Raw genomic sequence first — 15286 nt, 5'->3', positions numbered from 1 at the left:
GAAGCTTTAATGTGGCTCGACGGATTACTTGGCCAGCGCCGTGGCGCCGACGACTTCCTCGATCGCCTTTTCGAAGCGCGCGAGACCTTCGTTCATGTCGTCGAGCGGAATGATCAGCGACGGCGCGAAACGCAGCACATCGGGACCCGCCATCAGCATGATCACGCCGTGCTTGCCCGCTGCCGTCACGAAGTCTTTCGCGCGGCCCTTGTAGGTGTCCGTGAGTTCGGCGCCGATCAGGAGGCCCTTGCCGCGCACTTCGCTGAAAATGCCGAAGCGTTCGTTGATCTTCGCGAGCGTCGCCTTCAGTGCTTCGCTGCGCGCGCGCACGCCTTCGAGCAGCTTCGGATCGCTGACGAGATCCACCACCTTCAGCGCGATCGCCGTCGCGAGCGGATTGCCGCCATACGTCGTGCCGTGAACGCCGACCTTGAAGTGCGCGGCGAGCTCTTTCGTGGTCAGCATCGCGCCGATCGGGAAGCCGTTGCCGAGCGCCTTGGCCGTCGTCAGGATGTCGGGCGTCACGCCCGTGTCCTCGTATGCGTAGAAGAAGCCCGTGCGGCCCACGCCCGTCTGCACTTCATCGAAAATCAGCAGCGCGTCGTGCTGGTCGCACGCTTCGCGCAGCGCCTTCAGGAACGCGGGATCGGCGGGAATCACGCCGCCTTCGCCCTGCACCGGCTCGACGATCACGGCACATGTGTTAGGGCCGATGGCCGCGCGCGCCGCGTCGATGTCGTTGTACGGCAGATGCCGGATGCCGCCCGGCACCGGGCCGAAGCCTTCCGAATACTTGGGCTGGCCGCCGACGCTCACCGTGAAGAACGTGCGGCCATGGAACGACTGCGTGAACGAGATGATTTCGTCTTTCTCTGCGCCGAAGCGGTCGAACGCGACGCGGCGCGCGAGTTTCAGCGCGGCTTCGTTGGCTTCCGCGCCCGAGTTCGCGAAGAACGCGCGGCCGGCGAAGGTCAGTTCTTCGAGACGCTTTGCCAGACGCAGCACGGGCTCGTTCGTGTAACCGTTACCGATGTGCCACAGCTTCGCACCCTGATCGTGCAGGACCTTCAGCAGCTCCGGATGCGCGTGGCCCAGCGCCGTCACGGCGATGCCGCCCGCGAAGTCGATGTAGTCCTTGCCTTGCGTGTCCCACACACGGGAGCCGACGCCGCGGTCCGGCACGAAAGACGCCGGCGCGAATACGGGGACCATGACTTCGTCGAAGGTCTGGCGGGTTACGTTCTGGTCGTTCATGGCGGGTCCTTGGGGCTCGTTCACAGTAATGGTTCCTAGTGTAGGTGACGTGGCGCGAGGCGTCTTGCGTGGAAGCGACGGGTTCTTTTTAATGTCTTGCGACTAAGGTCTTGCGACGCTGTTTGTTTTTTTGCCGTTGTCGCGGGCATCCGGTTATTTCAGCGTGCCGCTGGCATCCGCGCGTGCGTTCGTTTGCCTTGCCCTTCGCTGGCATCCGCGATGTGCCTCGCGGCGCGGGCGTTGCCCCTGTGCGGGGCGGCACTCACTTTCTTTGCCGCCGCAAAGAAAGTAAGCAAAGAAAGCGGGCTCACACCGCCAGTCCTTGACGTTTACCCACGGGCTCTCAACGTCCCCATCCTTCACGCGGCAATGTGGCAGCCCATGTTCGTTGCCAACGCGCCCGCTAAACGCCTGACCCGCTTCATGCACGTGTGGCACGACGAAGGATATCGAAAATTCCAGCGCCGCATATCGGTAGTGAATGAGGTTGCTGTGTCGTACAGGGCATCGCTCGCACTTTTCGCCGCATCGCGTAGCGAAGGCTTCCTGTGTGGTGCGAAGGCCTACACACAGTTTGCCGCAAAGGGGCCGAGGATATCCGATGTTGTGCGCCGTAACACGGGTGCATGAAGCAGGTGAGGCGTTCACGTAGTGCGCTGGCAACGAACATGAGCCAGCGCTTTGCCGCGTGAAGGATGGGGACGTTGAGAGCCCGTGGGTAATACGGAGCATTGGCGGTGTGAGCGGCTTTCTTTTGCCTACTTTTCTTTGCCGCTGCAAAGAAAAGTAGGTGCCGCCCCGCACAGGGGCAACGCCCGCGCCGCGAGGCGCATCGCGGATGCCCGCGATAAGGGCAAAGCAACGAACGCATACGCGAATACCGCCAGCAACCCATAAAGACCAAAACAAAAGCCGTTGCAGACACGAACCGCATTCGCGGATGCCGGCGACAAAGTCAAAAAACCAACACCGTCGGCAGACAAAAAAGAAAACCTAAACGTCCGGCCGCTCGATCATCGCCGCCGGCCGCGGCTCATCGATGCCCGCACGTGCAACCCCAGCCCCGTGCTGCTTCTCGATCCAGTTGCGCCGCTCTTCGCGCGGCGTCACACCGAACCGCTCGCGGTAAGCATTGGAAAAATGCGCCGCCGACGAGAACCCGCATGCGAGGCTGATCTGCACGACCGACTTGCTCGTGCGCTGCAACTGCGTGCGCGCCTTCGCAAGGCGCAGACCGAGGTAGTATTTCGACGGCATCGAGCCCAGGTACTGGCGAAACAGACGTTCGAGCTGCCGGCGCGATACGCCGACCAGCCCCGCGATCTCGTCCGAGGTCAGCGGGTCTTCGATGTTCGCTTCCATCAGCAGCAATGCATCGTTCAAACGCGGATGACGCTCGCCCGGCGCCGTCACGAACGGAATGCGCTGGCGCTCCTCGCCGGCGCGCAGCGTGCCGACGCCCATCGTGTCCGCGATCCGCTCCGCCAGCTCGGGGCCGTGGTCGCGGCCGATCATCGCGAGCATGAAATCGACGGTCGCCTGTCCGCCCGCGCAGGTCGCGCGATCACGGTCGATCTCGAAGATCTGCTGCGTGACGATCGAGCGCTCGAATTGCTCCGTGAACTGCTGATACGTCTCCCAGTTCACGCTCACGCGATAGCCGGACAACTGCCCCGCCATCGCGAGCCACCACACGCCATGATGAATGCCCGTCACGAGCGGCGTGCGCTGGCCGACGCGCGACAGGCTCGCGAGGAACAGCCGGTAATCGGCGAATTGCTGGAAGCGCTCGCTGACGATGATCAGCCAGTCGCATGAAACGGCATCGCCGAACGCGGCGTCGGCAGGCCATTGCGCGCCGCCCGCAAGCGGCACCGGCCGCCCGTCCCACGAACACACCTGCCAGCGGTACAGCGCGCGGCCGTCTATTTCATTGGCAAGATGCAACGCATCGACGATAGGCCCCACGCCCGACATCGAGACGGGCGGCAACGCGACGATCGCGACCTGAGTCGTGCGCGCCGGACTGGACGACGGGCGTGCCATTGATGTGTGCTGCAAAGTGGTGCCGCGCGATACGGGATTACTTGAGGCTGCCGGACAGGAACTGCTTCAGGCGCTCGCTTTTCGGCGCGACCAGCACCTCGGACGGCACGCCCTCTTCCTCCGTGCGGCCCTGATGCAGGAACATCACATGGTTCGACACGTTGCGCGCGAAACCCATTTCGTGCGTCACGACGATCATCGTGCGGCCCTCGTCGGCGAGCTTCTGCATCACCTTCAGCACTTCGCCGACGAGTTCGGGATCGAGCGCCGAAGTGGGCTCGTCGAACAGCATCACGTCGGGATGCATCGCCAGCGCGCGCGCAATCGCTACGCGCTGCTGCTGGCCGCCCGACAGATGCGACGGATACTGCTTCTCAAGACGCGGCGCGAGGCCCACTTTCTCCAGGTATTCGCGCGCGCGGTCTTCCGCTTCCTTGCGCGGCAAGCCGAGCACGTGGATGGGCGCCTCGGTCACATTCTCCAGCACGTTCATATGCGACCACAGGTTGAAGTGCTGGAACACCATCGCGAGCTTCGTGCGAATGCGCTGCAACTGCTTGTGATCCGCGACTTCGAAGTTGCCGTGGCGATCGACCTTCGTGCGCACCGCTTCGCCATCGACGACGATCTGTCCGGCATTCGGCCGCTCAAGAAAGTTGATGCAGCGCAGGAACGTGCTCTTGCCCGACCCGCTCGCACCGATGATGCTGATCACGTCGCCCTTGTTGGCGTTCAGCGAGACGCCCTTGAGCACTTCGTTATCGCCATAGCGCTTGTGGATGTCCTGCACGGCGAGCTTGCAGGCTTCCGTTTGAGTCGTGTGGAGCAAGATGCTCTCCCAGAGTGAAGACAGGTGAAACGGATGCTTCGTTGCTGCGAGCCGCCGATCGATCGATACGACGCGAACGACGCGCGCACGCTGTACGCTGCGGCGCGAAATCCCTTCAATTCCGGCGCACGGCGAGATGCGCGAGCCAGTGACGCTCGGCGCGCCGGAACAACGCGACCAGCGCGAACGATACAGCAAGATAGATCAGCGCCGCGAGCCCGAAAGCCTCGAACGAGCGGTACGTCGCCGAGTTCGCATCGCGCGCGACCTTCAGCACGTCGGGCACGGTGGCCGTGAAGGCGACGGTGGTCGCATGCAGCATCAGGATCACTTCGTTACTGTACAACGGCAGCGCGCGGCGCAGCGCGGACGGTATCACGATCCGCCGATACATCGTGAACCAGCTCATCCCATAGGCGCGCGCGGCTTCGACCTCGCCATGCGGCGTCGCGCGGATCGCGCCCGCGAAGATCTCCGTCGTGTACGCGCAGGTGTTCAATGCGAACGCGAGGATCGCGCAGTGAAAGCCGCTGCGGAAAAACGTGTCGAGCAACGCATGCGAGCGCACGAATTCGAGGCTGTACATGCCCGTGTAGATCAGCAGCAGCTGCACGTAGAGCGGCGTGCCGCGAAACACATACGTGTAGAAGCGCACGGGCATCGAGAGCCAGCGCTTCTTCGACACGCGCGCGACGGCAAGCGGTATCGACGTCACGAAGCCGATGCCGATCGATGCGACCAGCAGCCACAGCGTGACGGCAAGCCCCGAGATGCGCTGGCCGTCCCAGTAGAGGAACGCGCGCCAGAACTGGTTGAGGATGTCGATCATGGTCGTCGTCTCCAGCGGATTCGGGCAGTCAGAGTTCGGCGTGCCGCACGCCCGTCGAATAGCGCTTGTCCAGCCAGATCAGCACGAGGTTCGATACGGTCGTGATCGCGAGATAGATCAGCGCGGCGACGAGGATGAAGAAGAACATGTTGAACGTGCTCTTGCCGGCGTCCTGCGCGGCCTTGACGACATCGGCGAGCCCGATGATCGACACGAGCGCCGTCGCCTTCACGAGCACCTGCCAGTTGTTGCCGATGCCGGGCAGCGCGAAGCGCATCATCTGCGGGAACAGGATGCGGGCGAACACGCGCACGCCGCTCATGCCGTACGCGGCGCCCGCTTCGAGCTGGCCGCGCGGCACGGCGAGAAACGCGCCGCGAAACGTCTCGGTGAAATACGCACCGTAGATGAAGCCGAGCGTCAGCACGCCCGCGACGAACGGGTCGATGTCGAATTGCGGCAGGCTGAGCGCGTCAGTCAGATTGTTGATGGCGATCTGGATGCTGTAGAAGAGCAATAGCATCAGCACGAGATCGGGCACCGAGCGGATCAGCGTCGTATAGCCCGTCGCGATCGCGCGCAACGGGCGGTTGAACGACAGCTTCGCGGCCGCGCCGATCAGGCCGAGCACGACGGCCGCCGCCAGCGAAAGAACCGACAGCTCGATCGTCTTGATCGTGCCGTCGAGAAGCACCGGGCCAAAGCCATAGAGAATCACGCGCGTCTCCCTTCCCATGTTCGAACGCCGCATCTGCTGCGGCATGGCGCGGATACTCGCAGGCAAAAATACTTTCTCAAATCGGATCAGTCGGCTCTTGTGCGTCGCAACATCCCCGATGCTGGCGGACGGCTGGCGTTGAACGCCCGCAGAATCGGGGCGCTATCCGTTTGTAAGCGGACGCCATGCGCAATCCGCGTGCCGCGATTTCGCAAGTTTCGGGTCGCTTTTTCGATAGACGCGCAAGCCGGGCGAAAAGCCCGCAAACCCGCGCCCATTGGGGCTTTCCCTGAATGACAGCCCGCGTCTCGTGCGGCGACGCGCGTCCCGTCGAAACCGCATTCGCCATCGCGCGCTAGACTTGCCGATGCCCTCTTGCGCTCGCTGCCGCATTCCTTCACCGGATCAGGATCGCCGCATGACACTTCGCCCCGACTCCGCGACGCTCGACGCGTACACGCGCGACGCCGCCCGCTACTCGCGCGAATGGCTCGACCAGCCGCCGCCCGACGACATGTACGCGCTATGGCGCGACCATCTGCTGCCGATGGGCAAGACGGCCGACATCGGCTGCGGCAACGGCCGCGATACGGCATGGCTCGCGGAGCACGGCTATCGCGTGACGGGCTTCGATGCGTCGGAGGGACTGCTCGACGAAGCGCGGCGGCTCTATCCGTCGATCGCGTTTCGCACGGCGACGCTGCCGTCGCTGGCCGAGATCGACGAGCAGTTCGACAACGTGGTCTGCGAAACCGTGCTGATGCACCTCGCCGCTGACGCGATCACCGATGCCGTCGACAACCTCGTGCGCATCCTGCGCCCGAGCGGCATGCTGTATCTGTCGTGGCGCGTCACCGAGGGCGACGATCGGCGCCAGCCGGACGGGCGCCTGTATTCCGCGTTCGAGCCTTCGCTCGTCACAAATGCGCTGAGCGCCTGCGTGATCCTGTTCGCCGACGACACGACGAGCGCCAGTTCAGGCAAGCGCGTGTGCCGCATCATCGCGGCCAGGCGCACGGAACACGCCGGGGGTTGAAGGCGGCCCGGCCCAGGTCCGAATGTCCGTCAATCGATCGCGAGACACGCGCGAATCGCAGGCAGCATCGCCTCGACGGCCGCACGCCCTTCCTCGATCGCGGGCTCCGCGCGGTGGAAATCGAAAATGCCCATGCCGCCCAGACGCGGCTGGATCAGGATGTCGGCGGGCTCGCCCGCGAGGCGGCTGCGCGTGATCCGCACCTGCATGATGTCGATGCTTTGCGCAATCGAGCTGAGCAACGAGGGCACGCGCGCGCTCGGCGCGGGCGGCACGCGCACGTCGCGAGAATATTCCGCCGAAGGCTGCAGCCAGTTCGGAAACGGCTTGCCGTTGCGCCGTAGCAGCGGCGAAGGCTCAGCCGTGGCGATCTCGGGCGCCGGCGCATCGGCATCGACGCCGACGGGCTCCGCTTCCTCGACGGGCACGGGCGGCAGATCGACCACCGCGCCGCCGAAATCGCGGCCGTTGAGAATATCGTTGTTCAGATCGACGGCGATCACGAAGTCGGCCCGCATGCCGCGCGCAACGGACACGGGCACGGGGTTCGACAGCCCGCCGTCGACGAGCCACACGCCATCGTGCAGAACGGGCGTGAAGATGCCGGGGATCGCAATCGACGCGCGCACCGCGTCGACCACACCGCCATCCTGCAGCCACGTCTCGCGGCCCGTATCGAGCTCGGTCGCGACGGCGGCGAACGGCATGTCCAACTCGCCGATCTCGCGGCCGTTGAAGCGGTTCGCAAACACCTGGATGACTTTCTTGCCGCCGAGCAGGCCGCCCGAGATGCGCAGATCGAGCAGCCGCACCACCGTCTGCCACGTGAGCCGCGACACCCATTCCTCGAGCCAGTCGAGATCGCCGTTCGCGTAGACAGCGCCGACCAGCGCGCCGATCGACGTGCCGACGACGATATCCGGCCTGATCCCCGCATCGTGCAGCGCGCGAATCGCACCGATATGCGCCCAGCCCCGTGCGGCTCCCCCGCCGAGCACCAGGCCGATGCGCCGGTAGCGTCTATGAGTTGACACCGTTGTTCTCTCCCTTCCTTCCAGCCATTTTTATGATTGGACCGGCGTTTTCGGCGTTTGTTTTAACTAACCGCTGTTGCGCTCGGGATTTCGGGCCTGAGATTTCGGGCCTGCGATTTTGCGCTCCGTAGTTCGCTTCCCATCCCGTCGCGGTTGTCGCCTGGCGAGCGTTGTTCTCCGCTTCGTTCGCGGTCTCGCGTGCTTTGCGATTTGCGTCGTGCGTCGTGCCTTGCGCGCTGTGCGTCGTGCCTTGCGCTGCGTGCTTCGTCAGTGGCCGCGCATCACGTCCGAACGCGACGTCGTGTAGACGACGTGATTGACGTCGAAATGCACGTTGAAAAAGCCCTCCTCGGTGACGCCGCCTTCGCGCCATTTCCAGCTCCATACCGTCTCGGGCTTGAGCGGATAGACGGCCACTTCGCCGGGCTTGCCGAGCAGGCGGCGCACTTCGTCCTCGGTCATGCCAACGCGGATCTTCGCGAAGTTCGCGGCCGTCAGCACTTGCGTGATCGCTTGCAGCGTGCCGTCCGGGCCGATGTCGACCATGTACGTATTGAGGCCTTGCGGGCCGCGCGGATATTCGAGCCGCTTCGAGCCGTCGGTGAAATCGCGCTCGGTTTCGGGCTTGCCCATCTGGTCGCGAATCTGCGCTTCCGTCGTGACGCCGGGCGTGAGGCCCTTCAGAAGCAGCGCATCCGGTTTGACGGCGTTGAAAAATTCCTTGAGTTTTTGCACGGCCTGATCGCTTTGCTGTTGGTCGCAGCCGGCGAGCGCGGACAGCGCGCCTGCGACGGCCACGAAAAGCATCATGTTGCGCAACGAGGTGCGGATAACCATCTTCGATGACACGTCAATCAAACAATATGAACGACACAGAGGATAACCCGCTCGACGGCGAAACCGTGAACGAACGCGAGGCGGATGTGTTTGGAAACTTAAAGAATTGCTACGCGAGATTTCGCGCGTGCGGAGAAGTGCGGAATATGAAGTGCTGAGAAGGGCCGAACGCGGAACGCTGAGTGCGGAGAAGTGCCGGAGTCGCGCATTGCAGGAGCGCTGCATCGGTGAGTGCCCGGTCGACGCAACCAGTCCGCTGCGATCCACGCAAGCCGCAGACGCAAGCCGCAACGCCTTTAGCGTTTCGGCCAGAAGCCCCCTCGGGCATCTGGCCGTCGCGCAGTTTCACTACTTGATCGGCCGCCGGAGCGACGGCCACTGGCCCCTCGACTGTCCCGCAAATGCTGACAATCTAGCGTCCACGCGCGAATTGCGCGAGAGCGCGTTTACACCGAATCGGCTGATGAATCGTGCGCCGGCGACGCTGATTTCGCGGGCGCGCGCAAAGATAGCAGGCAAGCGATGCATGCCCGGCTGACCCGGCCGGCCCGGTTCGCCCGGGTGTGTGCTGCGTAGCCGACCTACGCGTGACGTGACGGACCGACCGGCGTCGAGGTCCGTGGAGGCCGCCGCCTCGCCACGCGAGAACGCGCCGCGCAGTTTCGCGTCGTCGACGGCGACGCCTTCACACTAGCGCGCGAGCGCGCCGGACTCTGTGCGAGGACACACGCATCGAAGCAGACAGCAACACGTTCCGAGCCGTGTTTTCAGGGTGCTTTGCCGTCGGGCGCGCGGCCTCGCTTTTCCGCGCTTGCCAGGTTTGCGACCAGCAATGGATGCGACCCTCCCGTCGTCAGGGGCATGATCGCGCCACCAGCACGAATGGGGGCGCTTTGGCACAATCCGCTTTTGCCCTGCCGAGCCGGTTCGCTTGTCGCCGCCCTTGCGGCGGTCGATGGTTGGCCGCACATCCATTGCCATGATTCCTTTTTCGGTCCTCGATCTTTCTCCCATTACGGCTGGCGCGAGCGCCGCCGACGCGTTCCGCAACACGCTCGATCTCGCGCAGCACGCCGAGCAATGGGGCTACAAGCGCTACTGGCTCGCCGAGCATCACAACATGACGGGCATCGCGAGCGCGGCGACGTCCGTCGTGATCGCGCACGTCGCGGGCGGCACGAAGACGATCCGCGTCGGCTCGGGCGGCGTGATGCTGCCGAATCACGCGCCCCTCGTGATCGCCGAGCAGTTCGGCACGCTGGCATCGCTCTATCCGGGGCGGATCGATCTCGGCCTCGGCCGCGCGCCCGGCACGGACCAGACGACGGCCCGCGCGCTGCGTCGCGATCTGCACGGCAGCGCCGATTCGTTTCCCGACGACGTCGTCGAGTTGCAGCGCTATTTCGCCGATCCCGTGCCGGGCCAGCGCGTGCGCGCCGTGCCGGGCGCGGGGCTGCACGTGCCGCTGTGGCTGCTCGGGTCGAGCCTCTTCAGCGCGCAACTGGCGGCGGCGCTCGGCCTGCCGTTCGCGTTCGCGTCGCACTTCGCGCCCGACTACCTGATGCAGGCGCTGCATGTGTATCGCGCGCAGTTCCGGCCGTCGGAGACGCTCAACAAGCCGTACGCGATGGTCGGCGTGAACCTGTTCGCCGCCGACACGAACGACGAGGCGCAACGCCTCTTCACGTCGTTGCAGCAGCAGTTCATCAATCTGCGGCGCGGCACGCCGGGCCAGTTGCAACCGCCCGTCGATCGCATCGACGCATCGGAGATGGAGCTGGGCAGCGTGCGGCATTCGCTCGCGTACTCGGTCATCGGCGATCGCGACGCGGTGCGCGAAGGCCTGCAATCGATCATCGAGCAGACGGGCGCGAACGAACTGATGCTGACCGCGCAGATCTACGATCACGCTGCACGGCTGCGTTCGTTCGAGATCGGCGCGCAGGTGCGCGACGAGGTTGGCGTGGAGTGAAACGTCCGGCGCGTGGTGCGTGCGAGGCAGCGGCACCAGCGTAATGACAGGCACATGAGACGCGGGCGAACGCGGCACCGCCGCCTTCGCCTCATCGAACATCCGCGTTCAGTGATCGGCCGGCACGGCGGCGAGCCCGTCCAGCAGCGCCTTGTGAAACGCTTGCGGGTCCTGCATCTGCGGCGCGTGGCCCAGCTCGGCGAACTCGACGAGCCTTGCGTGCGCAATGGCCTGCGCGGTCAGCTTCGCGAGCTCCGGGTAGTGGCCGATCTTCGCGCGCACGTCGGGCGGCGATGCATCCTTGCCGATGGCCGTCGTGTCCTTGTCGCCGATCAGCAGCAGCGTCGGCATCTTCAGCTGCCCGAGTTCGTAGACGACGGGCTGCGTGTAGATCATGTCGTACAGCAGCGCCGAGTCCCACGCGACTTCCTTCTTGCCCGGCCCGCGATACATGCCCGCGAGCATCTGCACCCACGGCTCGAAATCGCTGCGCCACTGGCCTGAGTAGTATGTGGCCTGTTCGTATCGGCGGATGCCGTCCGCCGTGGTCTTCAGTTCGCGCTCGTACCATTGATCGACGGAAAGCGACGGCACGCCCTTCGCCTTCCAGTCCTCGAGCCCGATGGGATTGACGAGCACCAGTTGCTGCGTCTGCGCCGGATACATCAACGCATAGCGGATCGCGAGCATGCCGCCCGTCGAATGACCGATCACGGTCGCGTTGCTCACGCCGAGTGATTCGAGCAGCGCATGCGTGTTGCGCGCGAGCTGCTGGAAGCTGAATTGATAACGCTGCGGCTTGCTCGACTTGCAAAAGCCGATCTGATCGGGCGCGATCACGCGATAACCCGCTGCCGACAGCCGCTCGATCGTGCCTTCCCATGTCGCGGCGCAAAAATTCTTGCCATGCAGCAACACGGCCGTGCGGCCGTTCGGATGCGCGGGCGCGATGTCCATATAGGCCATGTGCAGCGCTTCGCCTTGCGACGTGAACTCGAACTGCTGCACGGGCGCCGGATAGTTGAAGCCTTGAAGCTCGGGGCCGTAAGCGGGACCCTCGTCGCTCGCGGCGGCATTCGGCGAAGACGTGGCGGATGACGCAGAGGCACCCGCTGCATCGGCGGCGCAGGCATTCGCGCTCAGAGCGGCGACGCATGCGGACAACGCGACGGCAACGAGGGATGAAGGCAATCTCATAGGCAGTGAGCGTCGAAGAGGAACACAGGAGGAAGAAAGATCGGACAAGCCCGCATGATGCCCGCGTCGAGGCCGCTTTGCAGCGTCGCGCGCAAGTGCCAGTGCGCCACGCGGCAAGTGCGATCCAAACACGCGTTTGACTGCGGCATCAATTACCGTACACGCTGCATGTCGCAGCGGATGGTTGCTGTTTCTACCGGATGCGGGCCGCTACTCCGTTGCGGCCGCGCGCGCAATGTGGCGTGCCGAACGCGCGACGCGCAACAAGCCGATGCTCCACCGTTGCGCGCCGCATGCGCATGGTCCAGACTAAAACCTGGCTGGCGCGAACGACGACAACAACACCAGGCGCCAGGCCAGAACAATAAAACGCCGGGGCAAAGTAGGCGAAGACAGAAAGCTTCCACCAGGGCTCACCCATAACAGCAACCATCGTGGATGTGACCGGGGTAGGCGCCAAAGCGTCAAAGCCGCTTAGGCGCCTGCTCTGGCCGACCGCCTTGCATGGGACCAGGTAAGCAGGGGGACGGGAGTCGACGCTCCGCATAGGGCTGGAGCAAGTGCTCAAGCGCTGGCTCCGGCCGACAGCTCAAGCGTCAATTCCCGTCCCATGCCAACTCTGGTCGACACCGGAGACGCACATGGATACGCCGGCTAGCCTCAACGATCTTCAGCACACGACACTCGCCATCGTTCTCGCTGGTGGACGCGGCACCCGCCTCGGCCCCCTGACGAACAAGCGCGTCAAACCCGCCGTCCATTTCGGCGGCAAATACCGGATCATCGACTTCGCGTTATCGAACTGCCTGAATTCGGGCATCCGGCGCATCGCCGTCGTCACCCAGTACAAGGCGCATTCGCTGCTCCGCCACGTGCAGCGCGGCTGGGGCTTCCTGCGCGGGGAGTTCAACGAGTTCATCGACCTGTGGCCCGCGCAGCAGCGCGTCGAAGGCGCGCACTGGTATCGCGGCACGGCCGACGCCGTGTTCCAGAACCTCGACATCATCCGCTCGATCAGTCCGAAGTACGTCGTCGTGCTGGCGGGCGATCACATCTACAAGATGGACTACACGCGGATGGTGATGGACCACGTCGAGTCGAACGCAGACTGCACGGTCGGCTGCATCGAGGTGCAGCGCATGGATGCCGTCGCGTTCGGCGTGATGCACGTAGACGAGCAGCGCCGCGTGACGGGCTTCGTCGAAAAGCCCGCCGATCCGCCCGCGATGCCCGGCCGCCCCGACATCGCGCTCGCAAGCATGGGCATCTACGTGTTCAACGCCGACTACCTGTACTCGCTGCTCGAGGAGAACATCACCAGCGTCGCGACGGATCACGACTTCGGCAAGGACATCATTCCGCGCGTCGTCACGTCGGGGCATGCGATCGCGCATCCGTTCAGCATGTCGTGCGTGTCGTCGGACCCGAGCGTCGAGCCGTACTGGCGCGACGTCGGCACGATCGACGCCTACTGGGCCGCGAATCTCGATCTCGCATCGACGATCCCCGCGCTCGATCTGTACGACCGCAACTGGCCGATCTGGACGCATCAGGAGCAGTTGCCGCCCGCCAAGTTCGTGCGCGACCTGAACGGATTGCAAGGCTCGGGCACCAACATGATCGTGTGCGGCGGCTGCGTGATCTCCGGCTCGCAGATTTCGCGCTCGGTGCTGTCGTCGAATGTCGTCGTGAATTCGTTCTGTAACATCGCTGAGGCAGTCTTGTTGCCGCAGGTGACGATCGGCGCGAGCTGCCGGCTGCGCAAGGTCGTGATCGACCGCGGCTGCCAGCTTCCCGACGGCACCGTGATCGGCGAAGACCCGGTGCGCGACGGCGAGCGCTTCTATCGGACGGATAGCGGCGTCGTGCTCGTGACGGCCGAAGCGCTCAGGCGCCAGGCGGCGCCCGCGCGGTAGCGGGCGCGCGGCGGGCGCGGCAGGCGTGGTGATCGTGGCGATCCGCCGGCACTGGAACAACGAACCCAACCCATTGCGAACAGGACCCAGCCCATGACGATCCGCGCGCTGCACGTCGCAAGCGAGATGTATCCCCTTCTGAAAACGGGCGGTCTCGCCGATGTCGTGGGCGCGCTGCCGCCCGCGCTGATCGAGCTGGGCGCCGACGTCCGCGTGCTGCTGCCGGGCTTTCCCGCCGTCGTCGCCGGGCTGTCGGACCTGCAGCCCGTCGCGCCGATCGGCGAGCGCTTCGGCGCGCCGGACGTGACGCTCGAGCGCGGCACGCTGCCCGCGAACGGCCTCGTCGTGTACGTGATCCGCGCGAAGACGCTGTACGACCGCGGCGGCAATCCGTATCTCGACGCCGAGCATGTTCCCTACGGCGACAATGCGCAGCGTTTCGCGACGCTCGGCTGGACGGCGGCGCAACTCGCGCAGCAGCTCGATCCCGAATGGACGCCGCAGATCGTCCACGCGCACGACTGGCACGCCGGGCTCGCGCCCGCGTATCTGAAAGCCGCTGGGCGCGAGCGCGGCAAGCCGTTGCCGCGCACGGTGTTCACGGTCCACAACCTCGCGTATCAGGGCATTTTTCCCGCGCATCAGTTCGGCCAGCTGGGACTGCCCGACGATTTCTTCAACATGAGCGGCGTCGAGTTCTACGGGCAGATGTCGTTTCTGAAAGCGGGCCTCTTCTACAGCGACCGCATCACGACCGTGAGCCCGACCTATGCGCGCGAAATCCAGACGCTCGCGCAAGGCGGCGGGCTCGACGGGCTGCTGAGCCAGCGTTCGCACGATCTGTCGGGCATTCTGAACGGCGTCGACTACGCGGTGTGGCGGCCGTCCGCCGATCAGCTGATCGCCGCGCGCTACACCGACACGCGCCTTGCCGGCAAGCGCGCGTGCAAGACCGCGCTGCAGGAGCGCTTCCATCTCGCGCAGAAGAGCGACGCGCTGCTGTTCGGCGTCGTGAGCCGGCTGACGGAGCAGAAAGGTCTCGACCTGCTGCTCGCGGCACTGCCGGAGATCGTCAAGCGCGGCGGCCAGCTCGTCGTGTTCGGCACCGGCGATCCGGCGCTCGAGAACGGCTTGCAGCGCGTCGCGCACGCGCATCCGGAGAGCGTCGCCGTCGAGCTCGGCTTCGACGAGACGCTCGCGCATCAGATCGTCGCGGGCAGCGACGTGATCGCGGTGCCGTCGCGCTTCGAGCCGTGCGGCCTGACGCAGCTCTACGCGCTCGCGTATGGATCGCTGCCGCTCGTGCATCGCGTGGGCGGCCTCGCGGATACCGTCATGGATGCGTCGCTCGAAAACATCGCCGACGATCTCGCGACGGGCTTCATGTTCGAGCGCTTCGAGCCCGATGCGCTGATGGGCGCGATCCGCCGCGCTTTCGCGCTCTACGCGCGACGCACCGACTGGAAAGCGGCACAGCGTCGCGCGATGCGCCAGGACTTCAGCTGGGGCGCGTCGGCGGAACGCTATCTCGCGCTGTATCGCGAGCTGGTCTGAGCGCGCGTCAAGACTTGCTGCGCGGCCGCGTGACCGGGCGCAAACCGGCCGCGAGCGGCTGCGT

The 15286-nt window shown here is 65.1% G+C and carries 13 protein-coding genes; 5 read left to right on the top strand and 8 right to left on the bottom strand.

Annotation, left to right across the window (positions count from 1 at the left end):
- Positions 1-24: 24 nt before the first annotated feature.
- A complete protein-coding gene (locus VSR68_RS18220) occupies positions 25-1254 on the bottom strand; it encodes an aspartate aminotransferase family protein (protein ID WP_342941166.1) in 1230 nt (409 codons plus the stop codon).
- 381 nt (positions 1255-1635) lie between these two features.
- Between VSR68_RS18220 and VSR68_RS18215 the strand changes: the two genes are divergently transcribed.
- Positions 1636-1884 carry a hypothetical protein gene (locus VSR68_RS18215; RefSeq protein ID WP_342941165.1) on the top strand — a complete coding sequence of 83 codons (249 nt, stop codon included), beginning with the start codon at positions 1636-1638 and terminating at the stop codon, positions 1882-1884.
- 363 nt (positions 1885-2247) lie between these two features.
- On the opposite strand, the gene VSR68_RS18210 is transcribed toward VSR68_RS18215, so the two are convergent.
- The 4 genes from VSR68_RS18210 to VSR68_RS18195 form a co-directional block, all read right to left on the bottom strand.
- Complete coding sequence (locus tag VSR68_RS18210; protein WP_342941164.1) at positions 2248-3300, bottom strand: GlxA family transcriptional regulator; 1053 nt, start codon at positions 3298-3300, stop codon at positions 2248-2250.
- A 37-nt stretch (positions 3301-3337) separates the two neighbouring features.
- Positions 3338-4129, bottom strand: coding sequence for an ABC transporter ATP-binding protein (locus VSR68_RS18205; RefSeq protein ID WP_342941163.1), 792 nt, complete (start codon positions 4127-4129; stop codon positions 3338-3340).
- 115 nt (positions 4130-4244) lie between these two features.
- Positions 4245-4958, bottom strand: coding sequence for an ABC transporter permease (locus VSR68_RS18200; RefSeq protein ID WP_342941162.1), 714 nt, complete (start codon positions 4956-4958; stop codon positions 4245-4247).
- Positions 4959-4986: 28 nt separating this feature from the next.
- On the bottom strand, positions 4987-5676 hold the full coding sequence (locus VSR68_RS18195; protein WP_342941311.1) for a histidine ABC transporter permease HisQ: 690 nt from the start codon (positions 5674-5676) through the stop codon (positions 4987-4989).
- Positions 5677-6094: 418 nt separating this feature from the next.
- Here VSR68_RS18195 and VSR68_RS18190 point away from each other — a divergent pair, with 418 nt between their 5' ends.
- A complete protein-coding gene (locus tag VSR68_RS18190) occupies positions 6095-6712 on the top strand; it encodes a class I SAM-dependent methyltransferase (RefSeq protein ID WP_342941161.1) in 618 nt (205 codons plus the stop codon).
- 29 nt (positions 6713-6741) lie between these two features.
- Here the strand turns inward: VSR68_RS18190 and VSR68_RS18185 are convergent, their stop codons facing one another.
- Positions 6742-7746: a patatin-like phospholipase family protein gene (locus VSR68_RS18185; protein WP_342941160.1), complete on the bottom strand. Its 1005-nt coding sequence runs from the start codon at positions 7744-7746 to the stop codon at positions 6742-6744.
- Between the two features lie 267 nt (positions 7747-8013).
- Entirely contained in the window at positions 8014-8556 is a 543-nt protein-coding gene (gene bamE / locus VSR68_RS18180; RefSeq protein WP_342941310.1) for an outer membrane protein assembly factor BamE domain-containing protein, read from the bottom strand.
- Between the two features lie 1006 nt (positions 8557-9562).
- Between bamE and VSR68_RS18175 the strand changes: the two genes are divergently transcribed.
- Positions 9563-10555 carry an LLM class flavin-dependent oxidoreductase gene (locus VSR68_RS18175; protein WP_342941159.1) on the top strand — a complete coding sequence of 331 codons (993 nt, stop codon included), beginning with the start codon at positions 9563-9565 and terminating at the stop codon, positions 10553-10555.
- Positions 10556-10663: 108 nt separating this feature from the next.
- On the opposite strand, the gene VSR68_RS18170 is transcribed toward VSR68_RS18175, so the two are convergent.
- The gene (locus VSR68_RS18170) at positions 10664-11752 is read right to left on the bottom strand and encodes an alpha/beta hydrolase (protein ID WP_342941158.1); all 1089 of its coding nucleotides are present in this window, start codon (positions 11750-11752) and stop codon (positions 10664-10666) included.
- 641 nt (positions 11753-12393) lie between these two features.
- Here VSR68_RS18170 and glgC point away from each other — a divergent pair.
- Complete coding sequence (gene glgC / locus VSR68_RS18165; protein WP_342941157.1) at positions 12394-13668, top strand: glucose-1-phosphate adenylyltransferase; 1275 nt, start codon at positions 12394-12396, stop codon at positions 13666-13668.
- A gap of 93 nt (positions 13669-13761) precedes the next feature.
- A complete protein-coding gene (glgA, locus tag VSR68_RS18160) occupies positions 13762-15222 on the top strand; it encodes a glycogen synthase GlgA (protein ID WP_342941156.1) in 1461 nt (486 codons plus the stop codon).
- Positions 15223-15286 lie beyond the last annotated feature (64 nt).

This window comes from Paraburkholderia phymatum, from assembly GCF_038900715.1.
In the GTDB taxonomy this organism is placed as follows: domain Bacteria; phylum Pseudomonadota; class Gammaproteobacteria; order Burkholderiales; family Burkholderiaceae; genus Paraburkholderia; species Paraburkholderia phymatum_A.
Note: the sequence above shows the minus strand (reverse complement) of the source record. Positions and strands in the feature narration are given on the sequence as shown.